Source organism: Streptomyces caniferus (assembly GCF_009811555.1).
In the GTDB taxonomy this organism is placed as follows: domain Bacteria; phylum Actinomycetota; class Actinomycetes; order Streptomycetales; family Streptomycetaceae; genus Streptomyces; species Streptomyces caniferus.
The window spans coordinates 4,465,635-4,480,925 of the sequence record NZ_BLIN01000005.1 but is presented as its reverse complement, the minus strand read 5'-3'; the positions used below and the strand labels follow the sequence as shown (position 1 = coordinate 4,480,925).

The following is a 15,291-nucleotide window of genomic DNA, read 5'->3' as shown; positions in this document are numbered from 1 at the left end:
ACGCCCCGGACGCCGGGATGCTCGCCCGCCAGCGCCAGCGGGCCGGCCAACTCTTCGTGGACGGCTACCGCTTCAAGGGGAAGCAGGTGCGGGGCACGGCGACCCGGAGCGGTGCACCCCGTCTCGTCCCCGGGCAGTATCTGGACTCCATCGGGCCGGGCGAGGAGCGGTACTACGCGACCGATCTGGATGCCGTCTCGACGGCCGACTTCTCGGCGGCCGTGGTGCCCCAGCCCGGTGCGGCCATCGGCACCCTCGACATGCTGCGCACCCGGATCGTGCACGGCACCGACATCTCCTGCGATGCCACCTCCGAGATGTTCGGGCAGCACGGGGGCGCAACGCCGCTGACCTCGGGCGTCAGCCGCATCCTCACGCAGTGCGGCAGCGGCGGTTGCGACAAGGCCGGGAGGTACTGGCTGGTCGTCGAGCGCAAGGCCGCCAAGGGGTCGGATGCCGCACGGTGGCCGATGGAGCTGATGTTTCACGTGGAACATCAGATGGAAGGGCGTCACGCCCGCGCAGCCGGAGCCGGAGTACGGCGCGGGCGGCAAGGACGCCGCGGTGCTGCCGAGTTCAGCCCCCAGGTGCCCTACACCGGGCGGTTGGCGTCGCTCATGGGGACGGTCCCGGCCACCTGGAGCAACCGCTACGAGTCGCACCCTGGCGTCATCCCCGTGCACCGCAACGGCGACTTCTCCCTCGCGGTGACGCTGGGCGCCAAGGCGTCCGAGGTCGCTCGGCAACCGCAGATCGGAGTGGTGCTGCGGATCGCGGTGCTGGGCAAGGAGAAGAGCGGCCCGCAGGCCGGGGCGTCCGCGCTCCGGGCCGATGTTCCTCCCGGCGATTCCCGGGCCTCGGCAGACGGCACGCAGGACGGCGGTGGAGGATGGTCCACAGGACGTGTGGTGGCCGTCGCCATCGGTGGAGTGGGCGTACTGCTGATGGCCGGTCTCGCGGCTTCCTACGGACGGGCCCGCGGGAAGCCGCGGGCCGGTTCCGGGAATTCCGATCCGAGGAGGGGTGGCTCGTGGTGACGGGGCGCACGACATACAGGGGCATAGCCGTGCTGACGGCACTCGCCGCGGTGACGATCCTGCCGGGGGCGGTGGGCGTGGCCTCGGCCGAGACCATCCCCGGATACCGGACGGGGGACGGTGCCACGGCGACCAAGGGCACTTCCAGCGCCACGCAGGCACCGCAGCTCAAGCCCGGCCTGCACACCGACTCCATCAAGCGCGGTGAGCAGAAGTACTACGCCGTCACCCTGGACGACAGGACCAGCGCGTACTTCTCGGCGGTCGCGGCGCCCAAGCCGGGCACCAAGGTCGAGGACTACGGCGACAAGCTGACCCTCACCGTCCAGGAAAGCGACGGCGCGACCTGCGGCTCGGAGGCCCGTCCGTCGTTCAGCGGCGGCGGCATGGCGTACCCGCTCGCGGACTACGCCACCCGCCGCATCGGAGCCGACCGTACGGAGTGCCAGAAGGCGGGCCGGTACTACCTGGTGATCACGCGTGAAGGGCCGGCGACCTCCGGTTCCGACACCTGGCCGATCGAACTGGACTACCTCGACGAGCCCCCGCTCCGCGGCAACACCCCTGCCCCGCTGGGCCAGGGCAGTTGGCGGACCGCCACGCCCGCACCGCGTACGGGCCCCACCAAGGGCAGCGCCAAGGGCGGCACCGGCTTCAACGACGCGGGCTCGGTCGACTCCGGTGTCTGGAAGGACCGGATCACGCCGGGCGAGACGCGCTTCTACCGCGTACCGGTGGACTGGGGACAGCGGCTCAACCTGAGCGCGGAGCTGCCGAATGCGGCCTCCGGGACCTCCGGCTTCCTCGCCCGGATGCTCGGACTGGGGGTCTACAACCCGGCGCGCGGGGCGGTCGGCGGCGTCCGCTTCGTCTCGTACATCGGCAAGCCGGCCGCGGCGAAGCAGTTCACCGCGCCCGTCGAGTACGGCAACCGCTTCAACCCGACCGACGCGGTCAGCGCGATGCGGTTCGCGGGCTGGTACTACGTCGAGGTCAGCCTGCACCCCGATGCCGCGCGGTACTTCCCCAAGGGCGCGGAGCTCACCCTGCGGGTGGATGTGCGCGGCACCGCCAAGGCCGGGCCCGGCTATGCCCAGCCGACCGGCGTCTTCTCCGTCACGCCCGAGGACCGGAAGGTGGCGCAGAAGGGCCAGACGGCACAGGAGGCGGCGAAGAGCGGCACCTTGATGACGGTGGCCTACGCCGGGATCGGCACGGGGGTGGTGCTGCTGGCGGGGCTGGGGGTGTGGACGCTCGTGGCACGACGGTCGCGGGCCGGTGCACCGGTAGCGGTGGGTGGTCCGGCCGCACCCGGTGGTCCGGGCGGTCAGCCCTCGCTGCCGGGACAGTACTCGCCATCGACCCAGTCGACCCAACAGGCTCAGCAGCAGCCGCAGTTCAGGCCGCCGCAGGGCTGGTAGCGGCTACCGGACGGTGCCGGGCGTTTCACGTGAAACCGTGGCCCCGGGCTGCTCGGCGCCCGCCCCACGGGCCCACTGCGCCTCTCAGGCGGAGACCAGCGCCCAGACGCCGACCGCAATGCACAGCAACGCCACGATCAGGACCGGGATCGCGACCTTCGGGGGTGGTCCCGGTTTCCGGTACGCGACGGGAGGCACCGCGGCCGGGGCGGCGACGCTGGTGCCGGCCGGGGGCAGGGGCTGCCCGGGGACCGGGGGGCGGCCCGCCGTGTAGGGGCGGGTCGCGGACTGCTCCGGGTGGACGGCGGCCGTGGGCACGTACGCGGGCGCTGGAGGCGGGAGAGGACCCGGGGGCGTGCCGGGCGCCGCGCCGGGCCCGGCCCAGGCGCCATGGCCCGTGGACGTACTGGCGTGGCCGGTGGGCGGGCCGACGTGGCCGGTGGATGGACCGCCGTGGCCCGTGGACGTGGTGCCCTGGCCGGTGGGCACCCCGTCATGGCCCGTGAGCGGACCACCCTGGCCCGTGAGCGAACCGGTGTGACCCGTGGGCGAACCGCCCAGGCCGGTGGGCGCACCGCCCGGCATGGGCAGGGGGGTGGGCGTCGGCGTGGTGCTCGGCTCCGGCGGGGCGAGCTGGAAGCTTCCGGTGTCCGACATGGACACCTGCCCGGTGGCCCCGGTGCCGGCACCGGTAGTCACGGGCCCGTCGGCCTCCCGGGTCCGCAGCGGCCCGTCCGCCCCGAAGCCGGCCGGGAGCGGGCCTATGTGGTCGAAGACTTCGACGATCTCTTCCTCGATCGTCACCTCCGGCAGCAACTCGACCGTCGAGATGATCGCCTTACGCGCCCCTGTGGCCGTCTTGAACCGCGCATCCGGGTCGGGGTGCACCAAGGACGCCAGCACCTGCCACAGCGGCTCCGGCACCCCCTCGGGCGCGTTCGGGATGCCGTTCCCGGCGAAGTGCTGGATCAAGGCGTCGGCGTCCGGCTTGGTGCCGGTGATCAGATAGAGCGCGACCAGCCCGACCGCGAACAGGTCCGCGGGGAAGTCCGGTTCGGCGCCCAGCAGTTGCTCGGGTGCGAAGTATCCGGGCGTGCCGACCACGAGGTTGGCCTCGGTCAGCCGCGGCTCACCCTTGCGCATCGCGATACCGAAGTCCGACAGCCGCAGATGCGGCCTGCCGGTACCGGTGGCCTCCAGCAGGATGTTCGCCGGTTTGATGTCGCGGTGCACCACCCCCTCCGCATGCACCGCGGTCAGCCCGGCCAGCAGCTGGTCCAGGAGCAGACACACGAACCGCGGCGGCAACGGGCCGTAATCCCCGATCAGATGCGCCAGCGAGCCGCCGTTCACCAGATCCATGGTGAACAGCACCTTGTCGTCGTCCGCGGCCCAGCTCGCCGGGGCCAGCACATGCGGATGGTCGATCCGCAGTGCCTGTTCGCGGACGAAGCGCAGCAGGGTGTGCGCGTCGCTCTGCTGCAGCACCTTGGCGGCAACGTAGCGGCGGCGCCGGGCGTCCCAGGCGCGCCAGACCGCGCCCACCCCGCCCCGCCCGATCGGGTCGATCAGCTCGTACCGGCCGGCGAAGACCTCACCCATTGCGCCCCGTCCGCTGTGTGAACCCGCAACGTCCCCTGTGGCTAACTCTGGTGCGCCTCGTAGTGGGCGACCGCGTCCGCGGTGCGACCGGCACCGTAGACCCGGAGGAACTCTGCCAGTTCGGGGTGAGCGGGGGCGAGGGTGTTCGCCGCATCGATGATGTCCCCGGCGTCGGAGACCGACCGCAGCAGCGACTGGATCTCCCGCACCACGCGCCGGACCGTGGTCGCACCCGTCGACGATGTCTGCTGCGCGGTGTTGTTGAGCACCGAACCCCCCGCCGTCTTCTTGATCTCTTCCATGCGGTCGGTGGCCTCGGCGGCGCTGACGCTGCCGTCGGCGACCTGGCCGGCCAGGTCCTGCAGCGCCTGCACCCGCTGCACCACGGCCGGGTTGCCTATCTTGGCGCGCTGGCCGCTCATCAGCTGCGACAGCATCGGGGCCGACAGACCGAGCACAGCGGCGAGCCGGGCCTGGTTGAGGCCGAGATCGTCGATGAGACGGCGGAACAGCGCACCCAGAGGTTCCCCGTACCAACTGCGCTGAAGCTCCCGGGCCCGCGCGGTGGCTTCCTGCTGTGCCGTGTCCATACCGTCTCCCCTGTCTCCCCGGTCGCTTCGCTGCCGCGAATCTCGCGAAGCATCCTACGGAGAGCGACGGTGTGCGGCGATACCCGGTCGGGAAAGCGGCCGGACACCGGGTACCCTTGTGCGCGAAGGGGCCTTAGCTCAGTTGGTAGAGCGCTGTCTTTGCATGGCAGATGTCAGGGGTTCGACTCCCCTAGGCTCCACTCCCAAAGCCCTTCCGATCCGCGTAGCCGCTGGTCAGAGGGGCTTTCGTGTGTCCTGACGGAGCGTTGGCGCGTGCGCCTCGTGGTGTCGCCGATCCGCATGCGAACGGGCCGTGCCCACCGCCCCTCGTACGGGGTGGGGACACGGCCCGGTGAAGTGCCTGCGGTGCGCGGGTCAGGTCGTGGTGCCGCCGCCGCGTTCGTCGGCCTCGGACTCGGCCTGCTTGGCCTGGACCTCCGGGTCGAGCGAGGCGCCGCCGCTGCCGTCGACCGAGCTCAGCCGTCCGCGGTCGCTGACCTCGGTGGGCGCCGGCGGCTCGACCAGCCAGTCCGGGTTGGCCTGCTTGTCCCACCACTTCCAGGCGGCGACCGCACCGCCGGCCAGGATGCCCAGCACGGTAAGGCGCTTGGCGAGCTTGCCGCACTTGGCCCGTCGGCTGTGCTTCTTCTGGAGCTTGGCGATCTCCGCGGCCGTCACCTGGCCGCGGAGGGCGGCGAGCGCGGCGGTGCCGCGGGCGAGGGCCTCCTCGCGTACCGGTTCGGCCGCGGCGCGCGCATGGGTCACGGCGTGCTCCAGCCGCGGCGCCGTGTAGTCGGCCGCCTGGCGGGCTGCCTTGCGGGTCCGGCAGGCTGCACGGGTCGCCGCCGCGTCGACCTTGGGCGGCAGCGTGCCGCGGGCGTGCTCGATACGCGGGTGCAGATGGGTGTCGTACTGCGTACGTGCCTGGTGGGCGGCCTCCGCCACCTTGGGAGCCGCTCGCGTCCGAGCCTCGTGAGCAAAGTGCACGGCGGCGTCCTTGGCCGTACCGGCATAAGGAGCCACCACTTCCGCGGCGTGCCGCACGCTGTCCTTGGCCGTATCGGTCGCGGCGCGCACGCTCTTCTTGCGGGTCACGGGATCCTCCTCCTCGGTGGCGTGTCCGGGGCTTGGGGGCTGATCCCCCGTGTCTGCTGTATCGCCTGTCCACCCGTTTGAAGATCATGCCCGCTCATGCTTCCCACGGCATGTGCGAGCGGGCATCCGGGTCATTGCGGACCTTCCGGAGCCTTGTGAACGACAATGCCACGGTTTTCCGGTTCAGGCGCAGGAAATCAGTACGAAAGACGTCAAGGAGCGGTGGCCGGACGGCGCGCGCGAGGCGGCCGGGCGCTCGGGAAACGGCCGTGGCCGGGCGAGGGCGAAACGCCGCGCGCAACTCGGTGCGGGGCCGTGGTCGGGCTCTGGGAGGGCCCGTTCGTGCGAGGATCGGGAACCGTCAGCGAAGACTTATGGAAGGTAGATCGTGGCTGAGCAGCTCTACGCCACCCTGAAGACGAACCAGGGCGACATCGAGATTCGGCTCCTGCCGAACCATGCACCCAAGACGGTCAAGAACTTCGTCGAGCTCGCCAACGGTGAGCGGGAGTGGACCCACCCGGCGACCGGCAAGAAGTCCACGGACCGGCTGTACGACGGCACCGTCTTCCACCGGGTGATCAGCGGTTTCATGATCCAGGGCGGCGACCCGCTGGGCAACGGCACCGGTGGCCCCGGTTACGAGTTCGGGGACGAGTTCCACCCCGACCTGGCCTTCAACAAGCCGTACCTGCTGGCCATGGCCAACGCCGGTCCGGGCACGAACGGCTCGCAGTTCTTCATCACCGTCGGCGCGACGGCGTGGCTGACCGGCAAGCACACCATCTTCGGTGAGGTCAGCAACGAGGCGAGCAAGAAGGTCGTCGACGCCATCGCCGGCACCCAGACCAACCCGCGCACCGACCGTCCCGTCCAGGACGTCGTCATCCAGTCGGTCGTCATCGAGACCCGCTGAGCCGCGTCTTGCGCCCCGGCCGGGTCCGGGGAACCATTGCGCCCCGCCCGGTCGTACATCAGGCGGGGCGCGAGGCTCGTCCGGGGTCGGGGACGTCCGGGCGAGGCGGAGCGTGGACGCGCCCGGACGGAGAACAGGACGAGGGGACGATGGACCAGGTGCCAGGCAGCCCGCACAAGCCGCAGGACGCGCAGGGCGGCGACGGCCTGCCCGGCTGCTCCCGCCATCCCGATCGCCCGACCGGCGTCCGCTGTACCCGCTGTGACCAGCCGATATGCCCGGAGTGCATGGTCAGTGCCTCGGTGGGCTTCCAGTGCCCGTCCTGTGTGCGCGGCGGCAGCGGTACCGGCCATGCGCCGCAGGCGACGGCGCCGCGCACGATCGCGGGCGGCAGGATCGCGACCGATCCGCGGCTGATCACCATGATTCTGCTGGGCCTGAACGCCGCCGTGTTCTTGGCCGTGCTGGCGACCGGCGGCACGTCGAGCTGGCTGCCCAGCCGTCTCGACCTGGTGGGGCTCGCCGCCGATCCGAGTCAGTTCCGGCTGGTGGGGGTCGCGGAGGGTGAGTGGTACCGCCTGCTGACCGCGATGTTCCTGCACCAGCAGATCGCACACTTCGCGTTCAACATGCTCTCGCTGTGGTGGCTGGGACCTCCGCTGGAGGCGGCGCTCGGCCGACTGCGGTTCATCGCGCTCTACATGCTCGCCGGTCTGGGCGGCAGCGCCCTGTCGTATCTCCTCGCCGCGCAGAACCAGCCCTCGCTGGGTGCGTCCGGCGCGATCTTCGGGCTGCTCGGTGCGACCGCGGTACTGCTGCGGCGGATGAACTACGACATGAAGCCGGTGCTGATCCTGCTCGGCCTCAACCTGGCCTTCACGTTCCTGTGGCCGAACATCGCCTGGCAGGCCCATGTCGGCGGCCTGGTGGTGGGCGCCGCGGTGGCGTTCGGGATGGTCCATGCGCCGCGTGACCGCCGGACCCTGGTGCACGTCGCGACCTGTGTGGTCGCGCTGCTCGCGATCGTCGCGGTGGTGTGGGTACGGACCCTTCAGCTCCTGGGCTGAGGGGCCTGTTCCGTCAAGTTGTCCACAGTACGTGGCCGATCTTGTGCATGCTGTGCGGAACGCCCGATCCGAGCCGCCCTGACCTGCGTTTCCCCAGTAAGGATGCGGGGAGGCGCAGGCCGGGAGAGGGTGCCGCCGATCACACCGGCGTCAACCTCCGGAAGGTTATCCACAGATCTTCTGAAGTTTTCCCCGGCTGTGGATAACCGTGTGGATGGCCTTGGGCAGGGCTTGTGCTACTTCCACTGGGTGGATACGCCGAAGCCCACCGCGATGAAGCCGAAGCCGCACACGATGTTCCAGTTGCCCATGGCCGCGATCGGCAGATCACCTTCGGACACGTAGAACATCACGATCCACACCAGTCCGATGAGGAACATCGCCAGCATCAGCGGCGCCACCCAACCGCGACCTGAGTTCATCTTCAGGTTGGTGGTCTTCGCCGGCGGCGGCGTGAAGTCGTCCTTCTTGCGGATCCGTGACTTCGGCACGAGGAACTCTCCTGTCGATGCGCTGCTCCCCCGCTCTCGGCTCGGCCCGAGCGGGCAGTGCCCCCATCCGCGGGGGAAGTACGTGGTGTGCGCCGGGGCACGGACGCGGTGGGGAGCGGATTCCTTATTCCCGGGCGTCCGTTAGCGTAGTGCTTCCGCGGCGCCGTAAGGAGTAAGGGTACGTTGAGCAATTCCGCTGACTCCCCCGAAAGCCCCCATCGTCCCCGCCTGCGGCCCGTGCGGTTTCTCACCCTCATCGTATTCGCGCTCGCCGGGCTGCTGTTCTGGCTGAGCTTCGACACCGCACGGGGCACGAATCTGCGCTCGGACGACTCGATGCTGCGGCTGTCCGACCTCATCCAGGAACGCAGCCACAAGAACGGCTCCCAGGACGAGAGCAACGCCACCCTGCGGCAGGAGGTCGACGCCCTCGCGCGGCGCGACAACGGCAGCTCCAAGGCCGAGGAAGCCAAGGTCAAGGCGCTGGAGAAGAACGCCGGGACCAAGCCGCTGAAGGGCCAGGGCGTGACGGTCACGCTGACCGACGCCCCGCCGAACGCCACCGCCAAGATCCCCGGCGTGCCCCAGCCGCAGCCCAACGACCTGGTCATCCACCAGCAGGACCTGCAGGCCGTGGTGAACGCCCTGTGGCACGGCGGCGCCAAGGGCATCAAGGTCATGGACCAGCGGCTGATCTCCACCAGCGCGGTGCGCTGCGTCGGCAACACCCTGATCCTCCAGGGCCGGGTCTACTCCCCGCCGTACAAGGTCACCGCCGTCGGCGACCGGGAGGCCCTCACCAACGCGCTGACCGCCTCCCCCGCCATCCAGAACTACCTCCAGTACGTGAACGCCTACGGCCTGGGATGGAAAGTCGACCAGCACGAGGCGGTGACTCTTCCCGGCTACTCCGGCACAGTGGATCTGCACTACGCACAGCCTGTGAAGCCGTAGCCCGCGCGCCGCGGGGCGGCGGGAGGGGCGGGGCCGGATGACGGTGCGGTGGATCGTGCGGACGCTCAGCGAAATCTGCCTCACCGTCGGCGCGCTGATCGTGCTGTTCGTGGCCTACCTCCTCTTCTGGACCGGCGTACGGGCGGACAGTGCCATGGACGGCGAGATCGGCAGGCTCCAGCACCAGTGGTCCACGGGAGCGGCCACCGGGCCTGGCGGCAAGCCGTCCCCGGACGAGAAGCAGGCCCCCGGCCGCCTGCCCGCCCCAGACACCCGGCCCCGCCCCTACATCCCGGGCGCGTCGTTCGCCGTCATGTACATCCCGCGGCTGGGCGCCGACTGGGCCAAGCCCGTGATCGAGGGCACCGCGACCGACGTCCTCAAGCGCGGCCTCGGCCATTACGACCGCACCGCGCACCTGGGGGAGACCGGCAACTTCTCCGTCGCCGGCCACCGCCGCACCTACGGCGACCCCTTCAAGGACTTCCCCCGGCTGCGCCCCGGCGACGCCGTGGTGCTGACCGACGGCGCGACCTGGTTCACCTACCGCATCGACAACCGGCCCTATACGACGCTGCCCGGCGACATCGGGGTGATCGACCCCGTACCGCGGAAATCCGGGTTCAACGGCCCCGGCCGCTATCTCACGCTGACGACCTGCGAGCCGGAATGGGGCCACAGCCACCGGCTGATCGCCTGGGCACACCTGGATTCCACCCAACCCGTGGCACAGGGAAGGCCATCGGCTTTGACCGGCTGACCCACCTGTGCCTGCCCTCGCCCCTTACTCTGGTGTCGCAATCGTCATCGTCATCGGCAAGGGGACAGCGACAGCATGTACGGCTGGATCTGGCGGCATCTGCCGGGCAACACGTGGGTGAAGGCGCTGATTTCCCTGGTGCTCGCGCTGGCGGTCGTCTTCGTACTCTTCCAGTACGTCTTTCCGTGGGCGGAGCCGTTGCTCCCCTTCAATGACGTCACTGTCGACCAAGGGATGGCAGCCGTCCGATGACCGCACGGATTCTCGTCGTCGACAACTACGACAGCTTCGTCTTCAACCTCGTGCAGTACCTCTACCAACTGGGTGCCGAATGTGAGGTGCTGCGCAACGACGAGGTCGCGCCGCGGCACGCACAGGACGGCTTCGACGGAGTGCTGCTGTCGCCCGGCCCCGGCACCCCCGAGCAGGCCGGTGTCTGCGTCGACATGGTGCGGCACTGTGCGGACACCGGCGTCCCGGTCTTCGGCGTGTGTCTGGGCATGCAGTCGATGGCGGTGGCGTACGGCGGCGTCGTGGACCGGGCGCCCGAGCTGCTGCACGGCAAGACCTCGCCCGTCCTCCACGAGGGCGCCGGTGTCTTCGCCGGCCTGCCCTCCCCGTTCACCGCCACCCGCTACCACTCCCTGGCCGTGGAGCCGGACACCGTCCCCGACGAACTGATCGTCACCTCCTGGACGGAGGCCGAGGAGGTTCCGGGCGGACGGATCGTGATGGGCCTTCGGCACCGTGAACTTCCGGTCGAGGGCGTGCAGTTCCACCCCGAATCGGTCCTGACGGAGTGGGGGCACCGGATGCTGGCCAACTGGCTCGTCGAATGCGGCGACAAGGGGGCTTTGGAACGCTCTACGGGGCTGGCCCCGGTGGTCGGCAAGGCCGGCGCGTGACCGACCTGCGCCCCGGGCGTGATGGGAGACCCTACGAGCCGGACGACTCGCAGCAGTCGCACGGGCCGCAGGAGCCGCATGGAGCGAAGGATCCGTACGGGTACCCGGATGCGTTCGAGGCGGCGGTGGAGCAGCTCGACGACCCGCTGAACGATCCGCTGCCGGGCCAGGCGCCGCCGGCCCCCGCGCCCGCTCCGTACGGACAGCCGGGCCGCGGGCGGCGGCGGGGCAAGGCGGCTCAGGAGGGCGGGAGGCAGGGTTCGCCGTGGTTCCGCCCGCATCTGGAGCCGGAAGCGACGTCTCGGCCGGAGCGGCAGTCGTACGGCGCTGAGGCGGGCCGCCCCGCTCAGGGGTACGGCCCCGGCCACGACTCCCGCTCCGCGGCGTCCGAGGCGATATCCCCGCCGTATGCCACACCGGAGGCGTCGGTATCGCCTGCCCCAGGGCCGAGCGTGAGCCCCCCGTCGGCAGTGAGTCCTGCACCGGCTGTGCGTCCTGCCCCGGCCGTGAGTGCCGCTCCGGCCGCTGCCGCCACTCCGTGGCTGGACGACAACGAGACCATGGCGCTGCGTCAGGCGGAGAAGCCCGACGACGAGGCCGTTTCACGTGAAACCGGTGACTCGGTTTCACGTGAAACCGAGTCGTCGTCCTCGGGGGGCCGCGCAGCCCGGCGCAAGGCCGCTCAGGAGGCATCCAAGCGGGGCGGCAGGCGCGGCCGCCACGGCGGTGCGGGCGCCGCCACAGCAGCCGCTGCGACAGCTTCTGAAGCGGCCCCCGCCCCCATGTCCCGGCTGGAGGCCCGGCAGGCCGCCCGAGCCGCCAAGGACAGCCCCAGCCTGATCGCCAGCCGCGCGCTGGGCGAAGTGTTCATCACTCTCGGCGTGCTGATGCTGCTGTTCGTCACCTATCAGCTGTGGTGGACGAATGTGATGGCCGAACAGGAGGCCGGCGGCGCCGCCAACAACCTGCAGCACGAGTGGGACAAGGGCGGCGGCGAGAAGAAGAACCTCGCGGACGGTGAGCGCTTCGGGATCATGTACATCCCCAAGCTGGATGTGAAGGCGCCGATAGCCGAGGGCATCGACAAGCACCGTGTGCTGGACCACGGCATGATCGGTCACTACGACAAGAACAGCGGGATCAAGACGGCGATGCCCTGGGACAAGAAGGGCAACTTCGCGGTGGCGGCGCACCGCAACACGCACGGCGAGCCGTTCCGCTACGTCAACAAGCTCACCAAGGGCGACAAGATCATCGTCGAGACGCAGAGCTCGTATTACACATACGAGATGGAGAGCATCCTCCCGCAGACGTCTCCCAGCAACACCAGCGTGATCGGCCCCGTGCCGCCCGGTTCGGGATTCACCGGGCCCGGCCGCTACATCACCCTGACGACCTGTACCCCGGAGTTCACCAGTACCTTTCGGATGATCGTCTGGGGCAAGATGGTCGACGAGCGGCCGCGGAGCAAGGGCAAACCGGATGCGCTCGCCGGCTGAGCGAACATAAGAGGGGTGCTACGCGGTGACTGCAACCGGAACCGACGAGGAATGCGACCGGTCCGCGCCGCCGCCCAAGCCGCGCCGTGTGCGCAGGACCATCGCCGCCGTCGTCAGCGTCATCGGTGAGCTGCTGATCACGGCAGGGCTGATCCTGGGCCTGTTCGTTGCCTACTCGTTGTGGTGGACCAACGTCCTCGCCGACCGCGCGGCACACCAGCAGGGCGACCAGGTGCGCAAGCACTGGGCGAGCACCGGGCCCAAGGGGCCGGGGAAGCTGGACACCAAGGACGGCATCGGCTTTCTGCACGTACCGGCGATGGACAACGGTGAGGTGCTGGTCAAGAAGGGCACCGACGCCGACATCCTCAACGAGGGCGTGGCCGGTTACTACACCAAGCCGGTCAAGTCGGGGCTGCCGGAGGACAAGAAGGGCAACTTCACCCTCGCCGCGCACCGCGACGGCCATGGCGCGAAGTTCCACAACATCGACAAGCTCAAGGACGGCGACTCGATCGTCTTCGAGACGAAGGACACCTGGTACGTCTACAAGGTGTTCGCGACGCTGCCCGAGACCTCGAAGTTCAATGTGGACGTCCTCGACGCCGTGCCGAAGGAATCCGGCAAGCGCAAGGCGGGCCGGTTCATCACCCTCACGACCTGCACCCCGGTCTACACCTCGACCTACCGCTTCATCGTCTGGGGCGAGCTGGAACGCACCGAGAAGGTCGATGCGGACCGCACACCCCCGAAGGAACTCCGCTAGCCAGGCTGCACAGCACGGCAGGCATGGCAGGCCCGGCTCCGACCAGCCGACGCCCCAGCGGCCCCGCCCGAACCTGATGGCTCCCCGCCCTGGCGCCCGAGACACGGGGCAACGACGAAGCCCCGGCACCCTTCAAGGGTGCCGGGGCTCTGTGCTGCCTCGTCGTACGGACCGCTAGTGCGTGCCTCCGAACGCTCCGCCGAAGATGCCGCCACCGCCGTCATTGCCCCCGTTGCCGTTCCCGCCACCGCCACCGATGGTGGTCAGCGTCACGGTGGTGGACTTGGGGTCGGACGGTGTCTGCGGCTGCGGGTCCTGGGTGATGACCCGGGAGTTGTCGTCCTGCTGGCTGCCGCCGGCGAGCTGGATGTTGGTGAAACCGGCCTGCTGGAGCGCTTTCTTGGCGTCCTTCAGGGTCTGGCCGACCACACCCGGAACCGGTGTCTGCGCCCCTGCCTTGCCGACCGTGAGGGTCACGGTGGAGCCCTCCTTGGCCGGGGTGTTGCCGTCGGGGCTCTGGCTCTGAACCTTGCCGACCTGGTTCGGGTCGGTGACGTCCTGTTCGACCTTTTCGACCTTGAAGCCCAGGTCGGTGAGCTGCTTCTTGGCCGCCTCGAAGTCCTGACCCGTGACGACCGGGACGTTCCGCTTGGGGGACGCCTGAGCGATGGTCAGCGTGACCTTGGTGTCCTTGGGCTGCTGAGAGCCCGGCTTCGGGTCCTGGTCAAGGACGGTTCCGGGATCGCGGTCCGAGACCTCGGACTTGGTCCCGACATTGGTGAAGCCCTTGTTGGAGAGTTCCGAACGGGCCTGGGACTCGGGCAGGCTCTTCACATTGGGCATGGAGAACTTCTTCTGCCCCGTGCACAGCGTGACGGTGACGGTCTCGTTCTTGTCGATCTCACCGCCCGCCTTCGGCTTCTGCTCGGTGACCTGGCCCTTCTTGACGTTGTCGCAGGCCTTGCGGCCTCCCTCGGAGACCTGGAAGCTGCCGTTCTTGCCGGACTCCTTCGCTTCCTTGAGGGTCTTGCCGACGAGGTTGGGCACCGGTGTCGTGCCGCCGGCGTTGCTCTTGGTGAACATCGCCTTGCCGATGAAGATCGCACCGATCAGGACGAGGACGGCCGCCAGCACCAGCAGGATCGTCGAGGTGTTGCTCTTCTTCTGGCCACCGCCACGGCGCCGGTCGCCGCGGTCGTCGTAGCCGTAGCCCCCGTCGTCCGGGTTCATCGGCGGGAGCATCGAGGTCTGGCCGGCCGGGTCCTGCGGCCGCAGCATGGTGGTCGGCTGGTCCTGGTCGTAGCCGGCCGCACCCATGGCGGAGGTCGCTGCGACGGGCTGGCCGTCCAGCGCCGCCTCGATGTCGGCCCGCATCTCGTCGGCCGACTGGTAGCGGTAGTCCGGGTCCTTGACCAGCGCCTTCAGGACGATGGCGTCCATCTCCGGCGTGATCTCGGGGTCGAAGTTGCTCGGCTTCTGCGGCTCTTCGCGGACATGCTGATAGGCCACCGCGACCGGTGAGTCACCGACGAACGGCGGCCGGACGGTGAGGAGCTCGTAGAGCAGACAGCCGGTGGAGTACAGGTCGGAGCGGGCGTCGACCTGCTCGCCCTTGGCCTGCTCGGGTGAGAGGTACTGCGCGGTGCCGATGACCGCGGCGGTCTGCGTCATGGTCATACCGGCGTCACCCATCGCGCGGGCGATGCCGAAGTCCATGACCTTGACCTGGCCGGTGCGCGTCAGCATGACGTTGGCCGGCTTGATGTCGCGGTGGACGATGCCCGCCCGGTGGGAGTACTCCAGCGCCTGGAGGACACCGGTGGTCATCTCCAGCGACCGCTCGGGCAGCAGCTTTCTTCCGGAGTGCAGAAGCTCACGCAGTGTGGAGCCGTCGACGTACTCCATGACGATGTACGGGATCGAGACACCGTCGACGTAGTCCTCGCCGGTGTCGTAGACCGCGACGATCGACGGATGGTTCAGCGAGGCGGCCGACTGGGCCTCACGGCGGAACCGGGCCTGGAAGGACGGGTCACGGGCGAGGTCCACCCGCAGCGTCTTCACAGCTACGGTGCGGCCCAGGCGGGTGTCATGCGCGAGGTACACCTCGGCCATGCCACCGCGGCCGAGCACCGAGCCCAGCTCGTACCGGCCGCCGAGGCGACGCGGCTCTTCCATAAGCTTCTCC

At 69.7% G+C, this 15,291-nt stretch carries 15 protein-coding genes and 1 tRNA gene; 11 read left to right on the top strand and 5 right to left on the bottom strand.

Annotated features, from left to right (window positions below):
* The first annotated feature begins 17 nt into the window (after positions 1-17).
* Positions 18-1,037 carry a hypothetical protein gene (locus Scani_RS41425; protein WP_246296345.1) on the top strand — a complete coding sequence of 340 codons (1,020 nt, stop codon included), beginning with the start codon at positions 18-20 and terminating at the stop codon, positions 1,035-1,037.
* Between the two features lie 29 nt (positions 1,038-1,066).
* Positions 1,067-2,458: a hypothetical protein gene (locus Scani_RS36145; protein ID WP_246296344.1), complete on the top strand. Its 1,392-nt coding sequence runs from the start codon at positions 1,067-1,069 to the stop codon at positions 2,456-2,458.
* Between the two features lie 84 nt (positions 2,459-2,542).
* Here the strand turns inward: Scani_RS36145 and Scani_RS36140 are convergent, their stop codons facing one another.
* Together Scani_RS36140 and Scani_RS36135 are read right to left on the bottom strand one after the other, a co-directional pair.
* On the bottom strand, positions 2,543-4,060 hold the full coding sequence (locus Scani_RS36140; protein WP_159481892.1) for a serine/threonine-protein kinase: 1,518 nt from the start codon (positions 4,058-4,060) through the stop codon (positions 2,543-2,545).
* Positions 4,061-4,101: 41 nt separating this feature from the next.
* Positions 4,102-4,650 carry a helix-turn-helix domain-containing protein gene (locus Scani_RS36135; protein WP_086718572.1) on the bottom strand — a complete coding sequence of 183 codons (549 nt, stop codon included), beginning with the start codon at positions 4,648-4,650 and terminating at the stop codon, positions 4,102-4,104.
* A 127-nt stretch (positions 4,651-4,777) separates the two neighbouring features.
* Between Scani_RS36135 and Scani_RS36130 the strand changes: the two genes are divergently transcribed.
* A tRNA-Ala gene (locus Scani_RS36130) sits at positions 4,778-4,850 on the top strand.
* 175 nt (positions 4,851-5,025) lie between these two features.
* Here the strand turns inward: Scani_RS36130 and Scani_RS36125 are convergent.
* Positions 5,026-5,745: a DUF5324 family protein gene (locus tag Scani_RS36125; RefSeq protein WP_159481891.1), complete on the bottom strand. Its 720-nt coding sequence runs from the start codon at positions 5,743-5,745 to the stop codon at positions 5,026-5,028.
* A gap of 388 nt (positions 5,746-6,133) precedes the next feature.
* Between Scani_RS36125 and Scani_RS36120 the strand changes: the two genes are divergently transcribed.
* Positions 6,134-6,661: a peptidylprolyl isomerase gene (locus Scani_RS36120; protein WP_159481890.1), complete on the top strand. Its 528-nt coding sequence runs from the start codon at positions 6,134-6,136 to the stop codon at positions 6,659-6,661.
* A gap of 149 nt (positions 6,662-6,810) precedes the next feature.
* Positions 6,811-7,728, top strand: a complete 918-nt coding sequence (locus Scani_RS36115) for a rhomboid family intramembrane serine protease (protein ID WP_159481889.1) — start codon at positions 6,811-6,813, stop codon at positions 7,726-7,728.
* 236 nt (positions 7,729-7,964) lie between these two features.
* Here the strand turns inward: Scani_RS36115 and crgA are convergent, their stop codons facing one another.
* Positions 7,965-8,219, bottom strand: a complete 255-nt coding sequence (gene crgA, locus Scani_RS36110) for a cell division protein CrgA (protein ID WP_086718576.1) — start codon at positions 8,217-8,219, stop codon at positions 7,965-7,967.
* Between the two features lie 183 nt (positions 8,220-8,402).
* On the opposite strand from crgA, the gene Scani_RS36105 reads away from it, so the two are divergent.
* The 6 genes from Scani_RS36105 to Scani_RS36085 all read left to right on the top strand — a co-directional run bounded on the left by Scani_RS36105 (position 8,403) and on the right by Scani_RS36085 (position 13,103).
* Positions 8,403-9,173 carry a DUF881 domain-containing protein gene (locus tag Scani_RS36105; protein ID WP_159481888.1) on the top strand — a complete coding sequence of 257 codons (771 nt, stop codon included), beginning with the start codon at positions 8,403-8,405 and terminating at the stop codon, positions 9,171-9,173.
* Positions 9,174-9,210: 37 nt separating this feature from the next.
* The gene (locus Scani_RS36100; RefSeq protein ID WP_159481887.1) at positions 9,211-9,933 is read left to right on the top strand and encodes a class E sortase; all 723 of its coding nucleotides are present in this window, start codon (positions 9,211-9,213) and stop codon (positions 9,931-9,933) included.
* A gap of 75 nt (positions 9,934-10,008) precedes the next feature.
* Positions 10,009-10,185, top strand: coding sequence for a hypothetical protein (locus Scani_RS40150; RefSeq protein ID WP_006604449.1), 177 nt, complete (start codon positions 10,009-10,011; stop codon positions 10,183-10,185).
* Positions 10,182-10,838: an aminodeoxychorismate/anthranilate synthase component II gene (locus Scani_RS36095; RefSeq protein WP_159481886.1), complete on the top strand. Its 657-nt coding sequence runs from the start codon at positions 10,182-10,184 to the stop codon at positions 10,836-10,838. Before Scani_RS40150 ends, Scani_RS36095 begins: the two co-directional genes overlap by 4 nt.
* Complete coding sequence (locus Scani_RS42265; RefSeq protein ID WP_159481885.1) at positions 10,835-12,337, top strand: class E sortase; 1,503 nt, start codon at positions 10,835-10,837, stop codon at positions 12,335-12,337. The genes Scani_RS36095 and Scani_RS42265 overlap by 4 nt, the downstream gene beginning before the upstream one ends.
* Before the next feature lie 25 nt (positions 12,338-12,362).
* On the top strand, positions 12,363-13,103 hold the full coding sequence (locus Scani_RS36085; RefSeq protein ID WP_159481884.1) for a class E sortase: 741 nt from the start codon (positions 12,363-12,365) through the stop codon (positions 13,101-13,103).
* Between the two features lie 174 nt (positions 13,104-13,277).
* Here the strand turns inward: Scani_RS36085 and pknB are convergent, their stop codons facing one another.
* Positions 13,278-15,281, bottom strand: coding sequence for a Stk1 family PASTA domain-containing Ser/Thr kinase (pknB, locus tag Scani_RS36080; protein ID WP_159481883.1), 2,004 nt, complete (start codon positions 15,279-15,281; stop codon positions 13,278-13,280).
* Between the last annotated feature and the right edge of the window lie 10 nt (positions 15,282-15,291).

What these genes read in the sequence shown, in the direction of transcription:
- Scani_RS36140 (WP_159481892.1), bottom strand. Translation starts at nt 4,060, where the DNA reads ATGGGTGAGGTCTTCGCCGGCCGGTACGAGCTGATCGACCCGATCGGG.
- Scani_RS36095 (WP_159481886.1), top strand. Translation starts at nt 10,182, where the DNA reads ATGACCGCACGGATTCTCGTCGTCGACAACTACGACAGCTTCGTCTTC.
- pknB (WP_159481883.1), bottom strand. Translation starts at nt 15,281, where the DNA reads ATGGAAGAGCCGCGTCGCCTCGGCGGCCGGTACGAGCTGGGCTCGGTG.
- Scani_RS36100 (WP_159481887.1), top strand. Translation starts at nt 9,211, where the DNA reads ATGACGGTGCGGTGGATCGTGCGGACGCTCAGCGAAATCTGCCTCACC.
- Scani_RS36115 (WP_159481889.1), top strand. Translation starts at nt 6,811, where the DNA reads ATGGACCAGGTGCCAGGCAGCCCGCACAAGCCGCAGGACGCGCAGGGC.
- Scani_RS36135 (WP_086718572.1), bottom strand. Translation starts at nt 4,650, where the DNA reads ATGGACACGGCACAGCAGGAAGCCACCGCGCGGGCCCGGGAGCTTCAG.
- Scani_RS41425 (WP_246296345.1), top strand. Translation starts at nt 18, where the DNA reads ATGCTCGCCCGCCAGCGCCAGCGGGCCGGCCAACTCTTCGTGGACGGC.
- Scani_RS40150 (WP_006604449.1), top strand. Translation starts at nt 10,009, where the DNA reads ATGTACGGCTGGATCTGGCGGCATCTGCCGGGCAACACGTGGGTGAAG.